The organism is candidate division WOR-3 bacterium (assembly GCA_039802005.1).
Taxonomy (GTDB): Bacteria; Hydrothermota; Tepidihabitantia; order SM23-42; family JAOAFX01; genus JAOAFX01.
Map to the genome: position 1 here is coordinate 1 of JBDRVV010000024.1, position 15,666 is coordinate 15,666.

Consider the following 15,666-nt stretch of genomic DNA (forward strand, 5'->3'; position numbering starts at 1 on the left):
TAATGGACCCGATGTTGGGGATTGAATTTTCAAAGGATATGCGGATGTATTCAATATCCCAGGAATTCCCCTTCCCGACAAAATTAAGTAGTCAATATAAAATCGCAACCACAGTCGCTGAAAAAAACTTTATTCTTTTTGAGGCAAAGAAAAATGAGGTTATAAAAAATGTAAAAGAATTATATGGACAGTTATATATTATTCGGAAAGAAAGAGAGATAATGGAAATGGTAAAAGAGAACCTGGAAGGTATTCATTCCGTTACCATGAGAAATTATACGCTCAATCGTGTATCGCAGACCGATGTATTGCAGGTAGAGATTGGTCAGACTAAATTAGAAAACGAAATTTTAAATATAAAAAGTGAAGAAACTTTGATACTGGCAAAATTAAACCAATTGCTGGGCCGTAATCCAGATGATGAATTGAGTATTTCTACAGAAATTTCTTTAGATTCAGTTATAATTGATACTGATAGTCTGTATGCATTAGCATTGAGATACAGTCCAATCTTAAAATCCCTCAACATAGATAAAGAGATTGCTCAAAGAAATCTCTTATTATCAAAGCAAGAATACCTGCCTGATTTTATGGTAAAATTTGAGCAGGGAGAGATGGATTTTGAATTTCAAAATCAGAAGATAATGATAGGACTGACCTTCCCATTATGGTTTTTGGGTAAACAACGGAAGATGGTTGATGAAATGAGGGCAGAGTTGAGGATGGCACAGGTAGAATATGAGGCGATGGAGTTAGACATAAAGCGGATGATAAAAGAACTCGTTATTATGCTTCACAATCAGAGACGCGAAATTAATCTCTATCAAAATGCAATCATCCCGAGGATTGAATCTGCATTAAAATCTGCGATACGGGACTATGAGTTAAACAGAGTTGATATAATGACTGTCTTAGAAACCCAGAATATGTTGATTGAAAACATACTCCAGTACCAGCGGGCAAGAATAAACTATTTCATAACCTTTGCTGAACTTGAGAGAATAATCAGCACTGATTTGTAGCATATACAACGACATTTGTCATTTCATCATTTCAACAATTGTAAAAATGATAATCCTTACAGAAGATGTAGCGTGCGACTTCAGCCGGGCGAGAAAGACAAAGCCTTAATACACTATTTCACAACCAAGATTTTTCCACGCTTACTTTCTCTTTCGCCTTCAAGGATTAGGAAATAGACACCAGAACTCAAAGCAGATGAATCTAATCGGTAAGAATAAACACCAGGCTCAACAGTGCCTTCAGTAATCGTTTTAACCTTCCTGCCGATAATATCATAAAGATTTAAGCTGATTCGCTGTCTTTCTGGAATCGCATATTGAATTTGGGCATTATCCCTCCTCACAACACTCGGCAAAACCACTAAACTTAACCCTTCACCTTTTCCCTTCAACTTTTCACCTTCGTCAATCCCCACATAATTTGCATAATCAAAACAAATATACATTGGATCGAGGCCGGTACCAAACATTAGATGCCAGAGGGGGTCAATATCTCTTATCATATCAACTCCATAAACATAATAGACGCGATTTCTTAGAGTATCTATTCGTTTTGCCAGTTGGGGTAGCCCGGGTCGGTTAGTTAACGATTGGGTACAATTAATTGGCGTCCCCCATGTTTCTCCATTGTCCGTTGACCAATTGACAAAAAAATCCCACCAGTTTAAGGAATCAGCTTCGTTGTTTCTGGGTGTGCAATAAAGCACAACAACTTTATTCCCACCTATAGCAATTGTGGGATAGAAACATTCGGTATCAGGTGCCCCAAAGGTTGAAGAAACCTCAACACAGGGTTGCCCCGAAGTGTAAGAAACATACACCTTCCCATACCAGGGATAGGTAAAGTCATTACCATCAATGATATCAAAAACCAGAATTGGATCCCCACCATCGGTGACTGCCATCTGGGTCCAGAAAAGAATGTTTTGTGAATACGGATTTGGCCAGACCATGTTGTAGGTTTGCTGGTCAGACCAGGTTATGCCATCGGTCGTTGTTTTGTAGTGAATATTTAGATTTACATCGTAGTATAATATATAACCTATACCACCATTTATGTCAAATCCCCAAAAATATGCATTGTTAGCAATTATTCCCTGGGCGTAAACATTTGAAAGATCGGGGGACATCGTCCGCCAATAAATATTAGTATCTGTAGTGCCAATGAACAGGAGGTTGCCGTTTGGTAGTTGTTTTCCAATATACATAACAGTCCCATTGACCCCACTTGGTGGTTCAATAAAAACTGTATCCCATAGAGATGAAAACCAGCCGCCCATTTCATACATTGCAAATCCAATTTGCCCATAAGGACCACTAATTCGAAAAGAAATGTGTGGTCCATTTCCTGTTCCATTATCTGAGGCTATTGAGTTTGGATAACTTGCCACTCCCCACCATTTTTTGTAGACCGAATAATCGTGAACCCAATAAGCAAGATTTCCAGGTGTCTGATGCACATTTAAAATTCCAGGATCAGTAAATGATTTATTCACTATTTGAATGGCGTCAACAATCGGATTATATCCAATGCACTCCTGCATCTGTGTCCAGAGCGTATATCCATTATATGAAGAATCAATCGCGGTTGCAGGTTGCACAACCCTTGATGACGGTGCAGAGTAAGTAGTCCCATTAGTGGTCTTTGTTTTATCAATTATCGCCGGCGCAACGCCAGCATTGACCAGATGGGTCAATAACATACATATTAGAATTTGTTTTTGAACATTCATATCACACCTCCTATTTCAGTTTAATCACTTTTTCCATCAATGATAAATCTTCTTTTTTTAATTCAACAAAATATATACCGCACGGTAATTTGGAGCCGGAATCGTCGGTGCCATTCCAGAGGAGGTAGTCTGATGTTTTCATCATCTTATCGTTCCATTGTCTGATTAATCTGCCGGCTGCATCGTAGATGCGGATGTAGGCAGTCGGCACCTTATCGTTGTTTTCTCCTTGGTACTTACTGCTTAGTGCATACCTGATTACTAAAGAAGAACGGAATGGGTTTGGAGATATTTGAAGCGAAGGAATTGGGCTATAACTACAGAATGATTGTTCAGCAATACTCCCCTGTTGTTTTATGTAAAACAACGGCGAGAGCATGGAATCTCGCCTGCCAAACCCAGCAACCACAAGCCATATTTTGAACAGACTCTGGGTATCTGGAAGCACCCACTCGTAATTCGTATCTGTAGGCAAACCTTGATAGATCAACCATCTGCCTATTTGTGGATGATAAAGATACAAGTATAATGAGTCAAGTTGGAATGTATCATAAACTGCCCATCTTAAATTCACTGTATCCAATGCATAAAATGTGTCGTATTGAACCGGACAGAACCATGCCATATCAACCCCTTTCTCATATATTCGTATCTCGTTATTTCCCGAAATGGCAATTTCGGATAAACCATTGCCATCAAAATCATAAACTTGAATACTTGAGCCGTTCCCATTGCCAGGTAAGGTATCAAGGATATAGAAGGAATCATTCCCACAAGATTTAATGAGATAAACATACCAGGATGCTTCAAGGGCAATCTCTGGCACACCATCAGCATCTATGTCGCCAGTAGCGGAATAACCACCATAATATCCCATATTTGGTGGACTGCCAGTTGCAAGATCAAACGACTTGATGACTTCATAAGTGTTATCTGTGACTGCTTCAAAAATAAAGACATGGCAGCGGGCGTCTAATGGTGTAAAGCCCTTGATGACAAATTCAATCTTACCATCTCCATCGGCATCAGGAATTGTAAAACAGTCCCTGATGTTTTTCGTTGGAACCTGGCTTTGAATGATTCTTTCATAGGTGTTGTTTGCTGGACTTTCATAAACCCAGAATGAAGCACCCTCACCGGGTCCGGCACTTGTTCCACCAAAAACAAATTCTATTTTGCCATCGGCATCAAAATCACCAAAAGCGTAGGTGGATGCAGGGTTCTCATAATTAGAACTATCGGGATTTGTCGTAAAAATTGAATCGTATTGATTATTCGCGATTGCCTCATAAATCCACAACCAGTTTGGCGGTCTCCCCCTGTTATTAAAAATCTCACAAAATCCATCACCATCTACATCGTAAATGCAGAATGGTTTATCTAAAATGCTTCCTACGGTATCGCGCCATACCTCATAAGCAGGATAAGAAAAGGAATCAGGGGATTCGTAAATAGCAATGAGCGGAATTGGTGGTGATGGATTGGCGCATGCGTATACCACTAAATCAGTTAAACCATCATTATCGCAATCACCAATATCCCAGACGATAATCGTATCAACTGTATTGCTTTCAAAAATATCCCAGGAATCCGGTGGCACAAACTCAGCAAAGTAGACACTATTATACTGAGGTAGATAAGGCCTGAAGATCAGTTCTATCCTTCCATCATGGTCTGAATCATAGAGCAGTGTTCTTCCTGCAGATCCTGAATTGCCATACGGTATATCCCATTTCTGAAGAAAATGTATGTTAAAAAGATTGAGTAAAATTAAAAAAGTAGCCATCTTACACGATCAAGAACAGGGAGCAGAAGAATAAATCCTCTGCTCCCTGTTACCTCTATTTGAGCCTCAGAATCTTGTGAACAGCAGACTCCCCAGTATCAAGATTTTCAATTCGGAGAAAGTAAATGCCTTGAGAAACAGGTCTACCATTTTCGTCATCACCCGTCCATGTGATTTGGCTGGATGGCTGGATAGTTGGATAGTCAAATCGTTTAACCAGCCTTCCGGTGATATCATAAATCTTAAGGGAAATTCGTTGACTATTATCTGGTATTTCGTATCTGATTTCTGTCTTTTCAGTGAAGGGATTGGGTGCATTCACAAAGGAACTTTTGCATAACGATTGATTATCCTGTGACATTTTTCCACCACCTGAATGCCCAGCCAACTTTTCACTTTCTTCATATTCATACCGATAAACAAAAATCGGACCGCAAGTAGCAAAAAGCCCGGTAATTTGGTCAAAGACCACTTCAATCCAACCATCCTGATAAAAGGCTGGTGGTATCCAGCACTCCAAGGTTTCTGGTTCGTAGGCATTATATTTAATAAGATGTTTCAGTTTGTTGTCTATTTTTATCCATTCTCGCCATTCACCAGACGATTCATGGTAAATGATTGCTTTTATTTTATAGCGATAACCAGGTTCAAGCGGGAATTGATAAGTGATTGTTCCATAACCCACATCAACTGGGATTTGCCAGGTAGATATAAAACTATCTCTTTGAATTAAGTAAGAAGAGGGTGTCTCAATGCCATTAGGTGAAGTAAGAAATGCAGGTATATATTGAGGGGTAGGGAACTGGAGCCTCTTGTAGCCAATTTCATAAGGACTATCATCTCCTTCAAGCCAGGCCGTGTAAAGATAAAGCCATCCGCCTGTGACTCTTGCAGAAACATGCGGATAAAGGGACTTGGTTAGGGTCTGACTAATGTTTAGGAAACCACCGGGATATCGGCAGAAGATTTCAAATCGTGAATCTGGCGGCGGGACTATTTCGTCAACATAAACATTAAACATCCCTGTAGCGTTTACCGGATAAAGAGATTTGGTATTTGGTGACTGACTGAGATTGAACCAGGAAAACCGAGGTGGTAGAGTCGGCATATAGGTACCTGCCCTATAGACTTCAAATGCTTCAGGACCGTTTTCCTGATGCTGCCAGAGAACAAAGACTGAATCACCATAAGTTTCAATAAATGGATGGGCAGATTGGAGACCTTCTAAGTCGAACTGCCAGCCCCAATTTTGCCAGGTCTGCCCTATTTGCCTTGTTGCATAGCAGATTGTATCTGCCCTCTGCCAGACTGCATGGAGGGAATTATCTATTTCACATCTGGTAATGGAAGGAAAGTCATGCCAGGGGCCTGTAGCCATCGGACCCCACCAACCTTCTATTTCTGAGATGGTAATTGCATCAGGGTTTGAAATTGGGAATTTAAGTTCACCAATACCGCTCCCCCTGCCATTTGCTAACTGATAGAAGTGGCAAAGAATATGAACAGTATCCTCAGCCTCCTGATGGTATGTAATGACCATTGAGGGCCACCCAACATTTATCCACAGAAGAGAATAATAAAGGGTATCAATTGGTGACCACTCAGTAGAAGAGATTTTTCTGCGATAAAATAATGCTCCTCTGCCGTGTGAGGAAGTCCAGATTATTGAAGGCAAGCCGTTGTGGTCTAAGGCGATCGTCGGAGAGCCACCTTCACCAACAAGAAATGGTATAGTCCAATCTGTTCCACCATTTGAGGAACGACGATAAATCACCTTATCGTGATTGGTATAAGTTATGTGTAACTCTTGGGTACCTGGTTTTCGGGCAAGGTGGCGCTCGCCGTTGTAAGCAAGTGCCGATGGGTCATCAGTCCAGAGTGCATGCTCACCAATAAACTTGCCCCAAATTCGATAGTTCTCAAATTCAGGAACCCAGCCAGTGAAGGTTACCAAGGTAAGGTCTTCAGCTCCGTGACAGATTGCAGGTTCATATTGGAGTCCTGGTGAAGTGGATACCGAGAAAATTGGGCTCACCATGCCCGCTGAACTGACCTTAGCACCTATGAGGTCACCCGATGATACATCTTCCCAAACCACAACAAAATGAGAGCCGTTGAAAGATGCTTTTGGCCTAACCTGGTCACCGGGTTGCCTAATTATTGGTATACCATCAGGGTCAAGAACAACACCACCCGGGGATACTCTTGCGCCATAAATATCGGCGCCTGGTGCATTGCGATAATCTTGCCAAACAACAAAATAGTTTGTACCATCAAATGATACCGAGGGATACCTCGGCATATCGGGTTCCTTAATGGAAATTGGAATTCCTCCTGGATCTAAGATAACCCCAGTTTGACTTACACGCACTCCATAAATACCGCAATCTATTACGGGTGTAGGACGGAACTCTTGGAATACTATGAGAAAATTAGTGCCATCAAAAGAAAGCGATACATTCTCTTTATCCGTAGGTGCATCCAGAATAAAGTCAGTGAGCACCATACCCTCGGTGTTGACTAATGCACCTCTAATCCGGTCTCTATGTAGACCCAAATGCCATTCCTCTTCACACACTACAAGGTAGTTTTCTTGACCAAAAATGACCTTGGGCGCCTTTAGAGTGAATTCCGAAGAGAAAATGAGAATACCATTTGGGTCAAGTACCTGTCCAGTTCTGCTAACACGAGCTCCATAAATGGCAAAATTATTGTTCAGTGGACCCTCCCAAACCACGAGATAATTATTTCCATCAAATGCCACTGATGGATTTTTTTGTGCATAAGGATCACTTGAAATGGAAATTCCTTCAGGATCCAGAACTTCGCCTGTCAGGCCAATTCGGGCACCATAAATATCGGAGTAAGTGCCATTCCGAAAATCATGCCACACTACAAGAAAATTGGCGCCATCAAAACTAGCTGCAGAAGACCCTTGACCATAAATTTGAGTAGAGAGTAATTTCCCCTCGGGATCAAGTACAACTCCTGTCTGCGTCACGCGAGCACCATAAATATCAAAACCATCACCATTATACATACTCCGATTGTCATGCCATACTGTAAGGTAATTTGTGCCGTCAAAGGCAATCGCCGGATGACCTTGACCCCCTCTTTCAGCAGAGATAGCTATGCCTGCTGGGTCCAGAACCTGGCCGGATTGGTCTACGCGTGCACAATAAATGTCGGCATAGGTAGTGTATAAATCGCGAAAGTCGTGCCAGACTACTAAGTAATTGTTGCCATCAAAAGAGAGCACAGGATATGCTTGGTTATAGATTGCTTGAGAAATCGCAATACCATTGGGGTCCAAAACAGAACCAGATGGAGTGATACGGGCACCGTAAATATCAAAATCAACGGTATTTCGGCTATCAAACCAAGCCACAAGATAGTTAAACCCACCGAAAGTGATCCTATGGCAACTTTGAAGCGCATCCGTTGTAGAGATTGGGATCCCATCGGGGTCCAAAACTAAACCAGCCTGGTTCACCCTGGAGCCATAAATATCACCATTACCGTTACGCCAATCTTCCCATACTACAAGAAAGTTAATGCCATCATAGGCGACCGCAGGTGCTCCTTGATTTCTATCGGCAGTCGATATTGCGATGCCATCTGGATCAAGGACAATACCTGATGGATTTACTCTCGCTCCATATATATCATAGTTTCCATTCCGATAGTCGTGCCAAACAACCATGTAATTTGTGCCACCAAAAGCAATTCTTGGATATGACTGCATGTATGGTGCAGGACAAATCAGGATACCGTCGGGGTCTAATACAGCACCATCTTGACTTACTCTTGCACCAATGATATCATAAAAATCAGGTTGAGTTCGCCTATCATGCCACACTACAAAATAATTAGTTCCGTCAAACCCGATACCGGTGAAAGGTGGTTCATCCCATCCAATTAGCAATGTAGTTGATGAAATCAAAATCCCAGATGAATCAAGTAAAACGCCCTCTGGTGAGCACCTTGCACAGTAAATGTCCCAAAGTTCAGATGCAGGGTCTCGGCCGTCAGCCCATACTACCAAATAATTTGTGCCATCAAATGCAATAGAAAGATATCCCTGGTGACCTTGAGCATTTACAAAAACTCGGTTTGTGTCGATTAAGAATTCTTCAACTGAGCGTAATAGAACATCAGGCTTATCTTTTTTATTCTTATTATTCTCAACAACGCGTGCGAATTTAGCTTGGATAAGACCAAATGAGTAAATGTCTTCTTCTGCAGCACCATAAGATAATGGGATGTCCGGGGGATATTCTTTGGACAACCCTATTCCTCTCATCCTATCAAGACCTTTCCCAACCGAAAGTCCATATTGAGAGAGGTCAGAGGATAGGGTATATGAACCTTGAGCAAAGAGAATACTCAATAGTCCGATAGATAGATAGATAGATAGCGCGTAGCATCTTTACCTCCTTTTTTGTTTTGACCCAATTTCTTTTTCTATTCTTTTGAGTGTCGGGTCAAGCACTTAAAAGGATTTTGTTTCTGCTCCTTCCCATCACCTCCTTTCACCCTCACCTTTATCCTTTTCCTTCAAGGGAGAGGACTTCATTTATAATTCTAATTTAAGTATAATCACTTTTTGAGAATTGTCAAGGGGCAATCACACTGAGTCCTCTCTATTTTTTATATCTTTATGAAGGAACGATAAAACTCATGGGCAGGATTTGTAAGGGTAATCAATAATTTAGCGTTGGATACTTTTGTAGGGCAAGGCTTTCGCCTTGCATAAATAAAAAATGCCAACCCGAGGGAATAACCGGTAAAATGGTAGGCGCAGGCTTTAGCCTGCGGATAAATGTTTTTAAATCACCGGGTATTTCGCACCCTGAAGGTGCGGTTACCTCTAATAATCCAGCGCGCATAAAATTAATTTGACAAAAAGCGGAGAGGACTCAGGCAATCACACAATTTTTTAATTAACGAAACTAATAGCCAGGCAAGACTGACCACTACAAATATAAAATTCTTACTAAATTAACTCCAGAAAATTCATAGTTTGATGACATAGTCGCCAATATGCTCATTGGGTATAGTCTTATGGTCAATTACCTAAATCGTGAAAAATCTTCGTAACTCTTTCAATTTATCATCGTCAGTATATCTGATGGAGGTCGGAATGAAACAAGCAATTTTTAATAGATTTTCATTTCCTTTTTTGCTCTTTTTAATGATGAGCACAGTTTTAATCTCCTGTGCTGGAGCCAATAAGGAAAAGGTTGATGCCTCAATGATTGGTAAAGAGGTCATCTGTCCTGTCACTGGTGAAAAGTTTAAGATCACCCAGCATACAAGGTTCGTTGATTATCAGGGAAAAAGATACTATTTCTGCTGTCCGGGGTGTGACAAGCAGTTTCTCAAGGACCCCGAAAAATATATCAACCAGATGCATGAAACGGGGAATAAAGATGTAGACTCGGTAAACGGTAAACGTTCAACGGATAACGAGATTTCTTATTACACCTGCTCAATGCATCCACAGGTGAAACAAGATAAACCCGGCAAATGTCCAATCTGTGGTATGGAACTCATTCCCGTCTATAAAGGGAGTGAAAATCGTATCACAATAAGTGAAGAGAAGATTGCGGTATTAAAGATTAAGAGTGCACCAGTGGAAAGAAAGGCATTGATCAAGAAAGTTGAGATTCCAGCAAAGGTTGTAAAAGATGAAGAACTCTATATCATTCAACAGGAATTGCTTACAGCAAAGACAAGTAGCGAACTTCTAAACTCAGTGATTCTGAAATTGAGGTTGATGGGTTTTTCTAATAATGCGATAAAAATGATGATTGAAGAAAAATCTATTGATGAATCGTTTATTCTCCCCAGTCAACATCGTGCCTGGCTCATTGCCGATGTATATGAGCAGGATATTGCTTTAATAAAGACAGGGCAGAAGGCAAAGATAAAATTCTCCGCGTATCCAGAGAAAGAATTTTCTGGAATTATTGTTGCAATTGAACCACGGGTCAATCCAGAAACGAGAAGGGCAAAGGCAAGGATACTCTTGAACCATCCAATGGTTAACCTGTATACTGATATGTATGGAAATGTTATTATTGAGTCATCTTCAGGCAAATCCCTTGCCATTCCATATTCATCAATCATTGATACTGGTCGGCGAAAGATGGTCTATGTGGAGGTCAAGCCTGGTATCTATGAACTGAGAAGCATCAAAACCGGGATTGAGACTGATGAATATGTTCAAGTCGTTGATGGATTGTCAGAGAATGAAAAGGTTGTAGTTGATGGTAATTTTTTACTTGACTCCCAGACAACCCTTGCCGGTGGACAGTCATTGTTATATGGGTCAGCAGAAGAAGTGAAGGAGATGCCCAGTGAACAGCCACAGCACCGCCATTAATCTTCAAAATGTATCATCAAGATTCATCCAGATTTTCAGGTACTTTCGTCCATCTAAAGATGGACGCTATAAATAAGATAGTGTATGATAAACCGATTTATCAACTGGTGTCTGTATAACCGCTTTCTGGTTTTACTGGCAACATTTATTATTGTCATCTTTGGAATTCAGGCAATTAGAAATATACCCGTAGATGCAATTCCTGATATTGGTGAGAATCAGCAGATTGTATTCGTTGACTGGCCGGGTAGGGATGCCTTAACAATTGAGAATCAGATCACCTATCCATTATCAACGAGACTTCAGGGAATCCCTGGTGTGAAAACGATCCGTGCCTCAAGCGAATTTGGTTTTTCAATGGTCTATGTGGTATTTAAAGACAATATAGATTTTTACTGGGCAAGGACCAGGCTTATTGAGAAACTTCAAGAGGCATCAAAGATACTACCCGAAGGGGTTGTGCCGACACTCGGACCTGATGCAACCGGACTCGGTCAGGTCTACTGGTATACGGTTGAAGGTGATAATTATACACTTGCCCAACTCCGTTCAATCCAGGATTTTTATATTAAGTATCAATTACAATCTGTAGAGGGTGTCGCTGAAGTTGCCTCGGTCGGTGGATTTGTAAAACAATACCAGATTGATGTTGACCCGAATAAACTCGCCACCTATGGAATAAAATTTTCTGATGTTTTCAATGCGGTGCGCAATTCAAATATTGATGTTGGTGCAAAGGTGATTGAACGGGGTGGGATGGAATATATAATTCGGGGTGTCGGTTTTATCCATTCAATTGAAGATTTAAAGAATATCGGGATAAAATCAGAGAATGGAACGCCAATTCTTTTAAAGGACATAGCCCGTATCCAGATTGGTCCTGAATTTCGCCGGGGTGCACTTGATAAAGGTGGTAAGGAGGTTGTCGGCGGGGTTGTAAACGTCAGATTCAAGGAGAATCCATTAAAAGTAATCACCAGGGTTAAAGAGAAGATAAAAGAGATCGCTCCTGGCTTACCACCGGGTGTGAAGATTATTCCTTTTTATGACCGCACCGAACTCGTCCATCGGGTTATCAATACTTTAAGCGACACGCTTATTCAGGAAATAATCTTTTGCATTGTTGTTGTATTACTCCTGCTTGGACATCTCCGCTCCGCAGTTGTAGTATCACTTGGTTTGCCAGTGGCGGTAATCATTTCTTTTATCATTATGTATTTTTTGAAGGTTGATTCCAATATTATGTCATTGGGCGGAATTGCTATAGCGATTGGCACACTCGTTGACTCCGGTATTGTGATGACCGAAAATATCCACCGTCATGCGGTGTTGTATAAAGAAAAAAGTAGGATTGACCTGATACTTGATTCAGCAAAAGAGGTTGCACCGGCAATTGTAACCGGAATCCTAAGTACAATCATCTCTTTTATTCCGGTCTTTGCCCTGGAAGGGCAGGAAGGGAAGTTATTTAAGCCACTGGCATTTACAAAAACTTTTGCCCTTGGTGCCTCAATCATCGTCGCATTAAGTTTGACTGTTGTCTTAAGTTTCTATCTTTTGCGGGGCAGAATGCGACCAATAGAGGAAAATCCAATCACGGGATTTCTGTTAAAGATATATGAAAAAATTCTGCGTTGGGTCTTAAAAAACAGAGTAAAGTTCTTATTGCTCCCGGTCGGAATAATCGGACTTGCATTATTTTTAAGCACAAAGATTGGCAGTGAGTTTATGCCTCCATTTGATGAAGGGACAATATTATTTATGCCCGTTGTTGCACCTTCGATATCACTCACCGAGGCAATGAAGATTATGCAGATTCAGGATAGTATCATCAAGGCATTTCCTGAGGTAGCAGATGTGGTAGGCAAACTCGGTCGGGCAGAGACCGCAACTGACCCGGCACCAATTGAGATGTTTGAGACAGTAATCACATTAAAAGAAAAGAAATTCTGGCGTAAAGGAATGACAAAGCAGAGGATAATTCACTCCCTTGATTCACTCTTAAAATTTCCTGGTGTAAGCAATATCTGGACACAGCCGATTGTGAATAGAATTGATATGCTTTCAACCGGGATACGGACACCGGTGGGCGTAAAGATATTTGGAAGTAACATAGATACCCTCCAGATGCTTGCTGAAGAGATAAAAAATATTATTCAGAATGTGAAGGGTGCGGAAGATTTATATGCCGAAAGGATAACCGGTAAACCATATATTGAAGTCATTCCTGACCGGATTCAGATTGCTCGTTATGGATTGAATATCCAGGATGTTATGGAGGTCGTAGAGATGGCGATTGGTGGTGAGAACCTTACTACTATCTATGAAGGACGCGAGCGTTATCCAGTAAGGGTGAGGATCGCCCGTGAATTGCGTGATACACCCGAGAAAATTCAGCGCATACTTATTCCAACGATGGATAGTGGTTATGTGCCACTCGGACAGATTGCAAAGATTCGTATCACTGAAGGTCCCGCAATGATAAACTCTGAGAATGGTATGCTCCGTGCCTATGTTCTGGCCAATGTCAGAAATCGTGACCTGGTCGGATTTGTGAAGGAGGCGGGTAAGTTAGTTGCCCAAAAAATGGCAGACAAGATTCCTCCTGGTTATTCAATTCAGTGGTCGGGTCAGTTTGAGAATCTGGTTCGGGCACAGAGAAAATTATTTGTTTTAATCCCTTTAAGTCTTTTGATTATCTATATAATAAACTTTATGAACTTTAAATCACATCGGCGTTCGCTCACGATTTTTTCTACAGTTCCGATCACCTTTGCAGGTGGAATCATATTACTTGCTGTCTATGGTTTTAATTTCTCTACCGCAGTCTGGGTCGGTTTTATTGCGGTCTTTGGTATTGCTGATGATGATGCAATCTTGATCACTACATATCTTGACCAGGTCTTTGCCCGAAGAAGACCAAAGACAAAAAGCGAAGTCATTGAAGCGACGGTTGAGGCTGGTAAGGCACGTTTCAGACCTGCATTTATGACCGTTACTACAACCTTTCTGGCTTTACTACCAATCTTTATCTTTGGCGGTACCGGCAAAGAAATAATGCTACCAATGGCAATACCGAGTTTCGGTGGTATGGTTGTTCATATGATAACCTGGTTCATCGTTCCGGTCGTATATTCCTGGTTTGAGGAGAGGAAAATTAAACCTTGACAAAACCCTACTTTTTTGATATACTATTATGCTATGAAGTTAACAACTAAAACCAGATATGCGGTAAGGGCAATGGCTTATTTGGGATGTCGGTTCGGCAAGAGGACAGTTAACCTTAGAGAGGTTGCCTGTAGCGAGGAGATAACCGAGAAATATCTGGAGCAGATTTTTTATAGATTGAATAAGGCAGGACTTCTCAGGACAAAGAAGGGACCCGGTGGTGGATATGAACTTACAAAGAGGCCTTCGGCGATAAAGTTAATAGATATAATGTCTGCAGTAGGAGAAACCCTTGCCCCGGTATTCTGTGTTGCGGATAAAAAGTCAAAATCCTGTCCGAGAAGTAGGAACTGTCCAGCACGACCATACTGGCTGAAATTAAAGAGAACAATAGAAAAATTCTTTAGAGACCATACCCTTGCTGATATCTGCAAAAAATCTTCTTGAGGTGTATAAAAGGAGGCTAAATGGCAAAACTACCAGAGATTGGTAAGATATCGGCGGAAGTATTTAATGAACTGATCTATCCCCATTTAGGAGCAGAAAATAAACATATTCTTGTTGGTCCTCAGCATGGAGTGGATGTGGGGATTGTTGAGATCGGAACAAAGGCAGTGGCGATGACCTCGGATCCGGTCTTTATCGTGCCTGAATATGGATTTAAAAGGGCGGCCTGGTTTGCGATACATATCCTTGCATCGGATGTTGTCACATCGGGCCTGCCACCAACCTATCTAACAATAGATTTGAACTTGCCAATGTCAATGACTGAAGATGAACTTACTACAGTGTGGACAACGATAGACGAAGAGTGTAAAAAGATGGGGATGGCGATTGTCTGTGGCCACACTGCCCGCTATGATAATTGTTTTTATCCGATGGTCGGTGGTGCGACTGTTCTGGCGGTTGGTGATTTAGATAAGTATGTTTCACCAAAATTTTGCCGCAAAGGCGACAAGATAATCATTACTAAAGGTCCAGCAATTGAGGCAAGTGGTATATTTGCTACGATGTTTCCGAAATTACTGAAAAAAGAATTTGGTGAAGAGTTTGCTCGGAAGGCGGAAAATCTCTTTTACAAGATGTCGGTCGTTGAAGATGCAATAACCGCAGTAAAGGTTGGCGTCAGGGATGAAGGTGTTTCAGCAATGCATGATGCTACTGAATGCGGGGTATGGGGTGGGCTTTATGAGATAGCCCAGGCTGCAAACCTTGGCGCGCGGATAGAAAAAGAGAGAATTGTGATTGAGGATTGTGTAAGAGAAATCTGTAACTTTTTTGGGATTGATCCTTATAAATCAATCAGTGAAGGGACATTGATCATCACCTGCCGTGAACATAAGGCGGAAAAAGTAATAGAAATTTTAAAAGAAAAAGGGATAAGGGCTTCTATTGTTGGTGAAATGGTTGAGCAGAAATACGGGATGATTTTGATTGAAGAAGGGAAAGAAAAGCCCCTTGAACACCCTAAAGTTGACCCATTCTGGAAGGCATTTTACGATGCCCTGCATAGATATAAAAAATTAGAAGGACCCACTGCGGGTTAACTCAGGTACATGACTATCTTGA

The 15,666-nt window shown here is 41.2% G+C and carries 8 protein-coding genes; 5 read left to right on the forward strand and 3 right to left on the reverse strand.

Features of this window, described 5'->3' with window-relative positions; translation table 11 throughout:
* Positions 1–1,022 (forward strand): TolC family protein (locus ABIL69_08350; protein MEO0123994.1); only part of this gene is annotated, 1,022 nt, incomplete at its 5' end.
* Between the two features lie 113 nt (positions 1,023–1,135).
* Here ABIL69_08350 and ABIL69_08355 read toward each other — a convergent pair.
* From ABIL69_08355 to ABIL69_08365, 3 genes are read right to left on the reverse strand one after another with little or no spacing between them, the layout of a single operon-like run.
* Positions 1,136–2,755, reverse strand: a complete 1,620-nt coding sequence (locus tag ABIL69_08355) for a hypothetical protein (GenBank protein ID MEO0123995.1) — start codon at positions 2,753–2,755, stop codon at positions 1,136–1,138.
* A 10-nt stretch (positions 2,756–2,765) separates the two neighbouring features.
* A complete protein-coding gene (locus ABIL69_08360) occupies positions 2,766–4,541 on the reverse strand; it encodes a T9SS type A sorting domain-containing protein (protein MEO0123996.1) in 1,776 nt (591 codons plus the stop codon).
* Positions 4,542–4,596: 55 nt separating this feature from the next.
* Positions 4,597–8,829: a FlgD immunoglobulin-like domain containing protein gene (locus tag ABIL69_08365; GenBank protein MEO0123997.1), complete on the reverse strand. Its 4,233-nt coding sequence runs from the start codon at positions 8,827–8,829 to the stop codon at positions 4,597–4,599.
* 855 nt (positions 8,830–9,684) lie between these two features.
* Between ABIL69_08365 and ABIL69_08370 the strand changes: the two genes are divergently transcribed.
* The 4 genes from ABIL69_08370 (at position 9,685) to ABIL69_08385 (ending at position 15,644) form a co-directional block, all read left to right on the forward strand.
* A complete protein-coding gene (locus ABIL69_08370) occupies positions 9,685–10,929 on the forward strand; it encodes an efflux RND transporter periplasmic adaptor subunit (GenBank protein MEO0123998.1) in 1,245 nt (414 codons plus the stop codon).
* Between the two features lie 84 nt (positions 10,930–11,013).
* Positions 11,014–14,097, forward strand: a complete 3,084-nt coding sequence (locus ABIL69_08375; protein ID MEO0123999.1) for a CusA/CzcA family heavy metal efflux RND transporter — start codon at positions 11,014–11,016, stop codon at positions 14,095–14,097.
* Between the two features lie 33 nt (positions 14,098–14,130).
* Positions 14,131–14,544: an Rrf2 family transcriptional regulator gene (locus ABIL69_08380; protein ID MEO0124000.1), complete on the forward strand. Its 414-nt coding sequence runs from the start codon at positions 14,131–14,133 to the stop codon at positions 14,542–14,544.
* A 20-nt stretch (positions 14,545–14,564) separates the two neighbouring features.
* The gene (locus ABIL69_08385; GenBank protein ID MEO0124001.1) at positions 14,565–15,644 is read left to right on the forward strand and encodes an AIR synthase family protein; all 1,080 of its coding nucleotides are present in this window, start codon (positions 14,565–14,567) and stop codon (positions 15,642–15,644) included.
* The last annotated feature ends 22 nt before the right edge of the window (positions 15,645–15,666 follow it).

Bases quoted from the DNA above. Each gene is read 5' to 3' on its own strand.
- ABIL69_08385 (MEO0124001.1), top strand. From the start codon at position 14,565: ATGGCAAAACTACCAGAGATTGGTAAGATATCGGCGGAAGTATTTAAT.
- ABIL69_08360 (MEO0123996.1), bottom strand. From the start codon at position 4,541: ATGGCTACTTTTTTAATTTTACTCAATCTTTTTAACATACATTTTCTT.
- ABIL69_08380 (MEO0124000.1), top strand. From the start codon at position 14,131: ATGAAGTTAACAACTAAAACCAGATATGCGGTAAGGGCAATGGCTTAT.
- ABIL69_08370 (MEO0123998.1), top strand. From the start codon at position 9,685: ATGAAACAAGCAATTTTTAATAGATTTTCATTTCCTTTTTTGCTCTTT.
- ABIL69_08355 (MEO0123995.1), bottom strand. From the start codon at position 2,755: ATGAATGTTCAAAAACAAATTCTAATATGTATGTTATTGACCCATCTG.
- ABIL69_08375 (MEO0123999.1), top strand. From the start codon at position 11,014: ATGATAAACCGATTTATCAACTGGTGTCTGTATAACCGCTTTCTGGTT.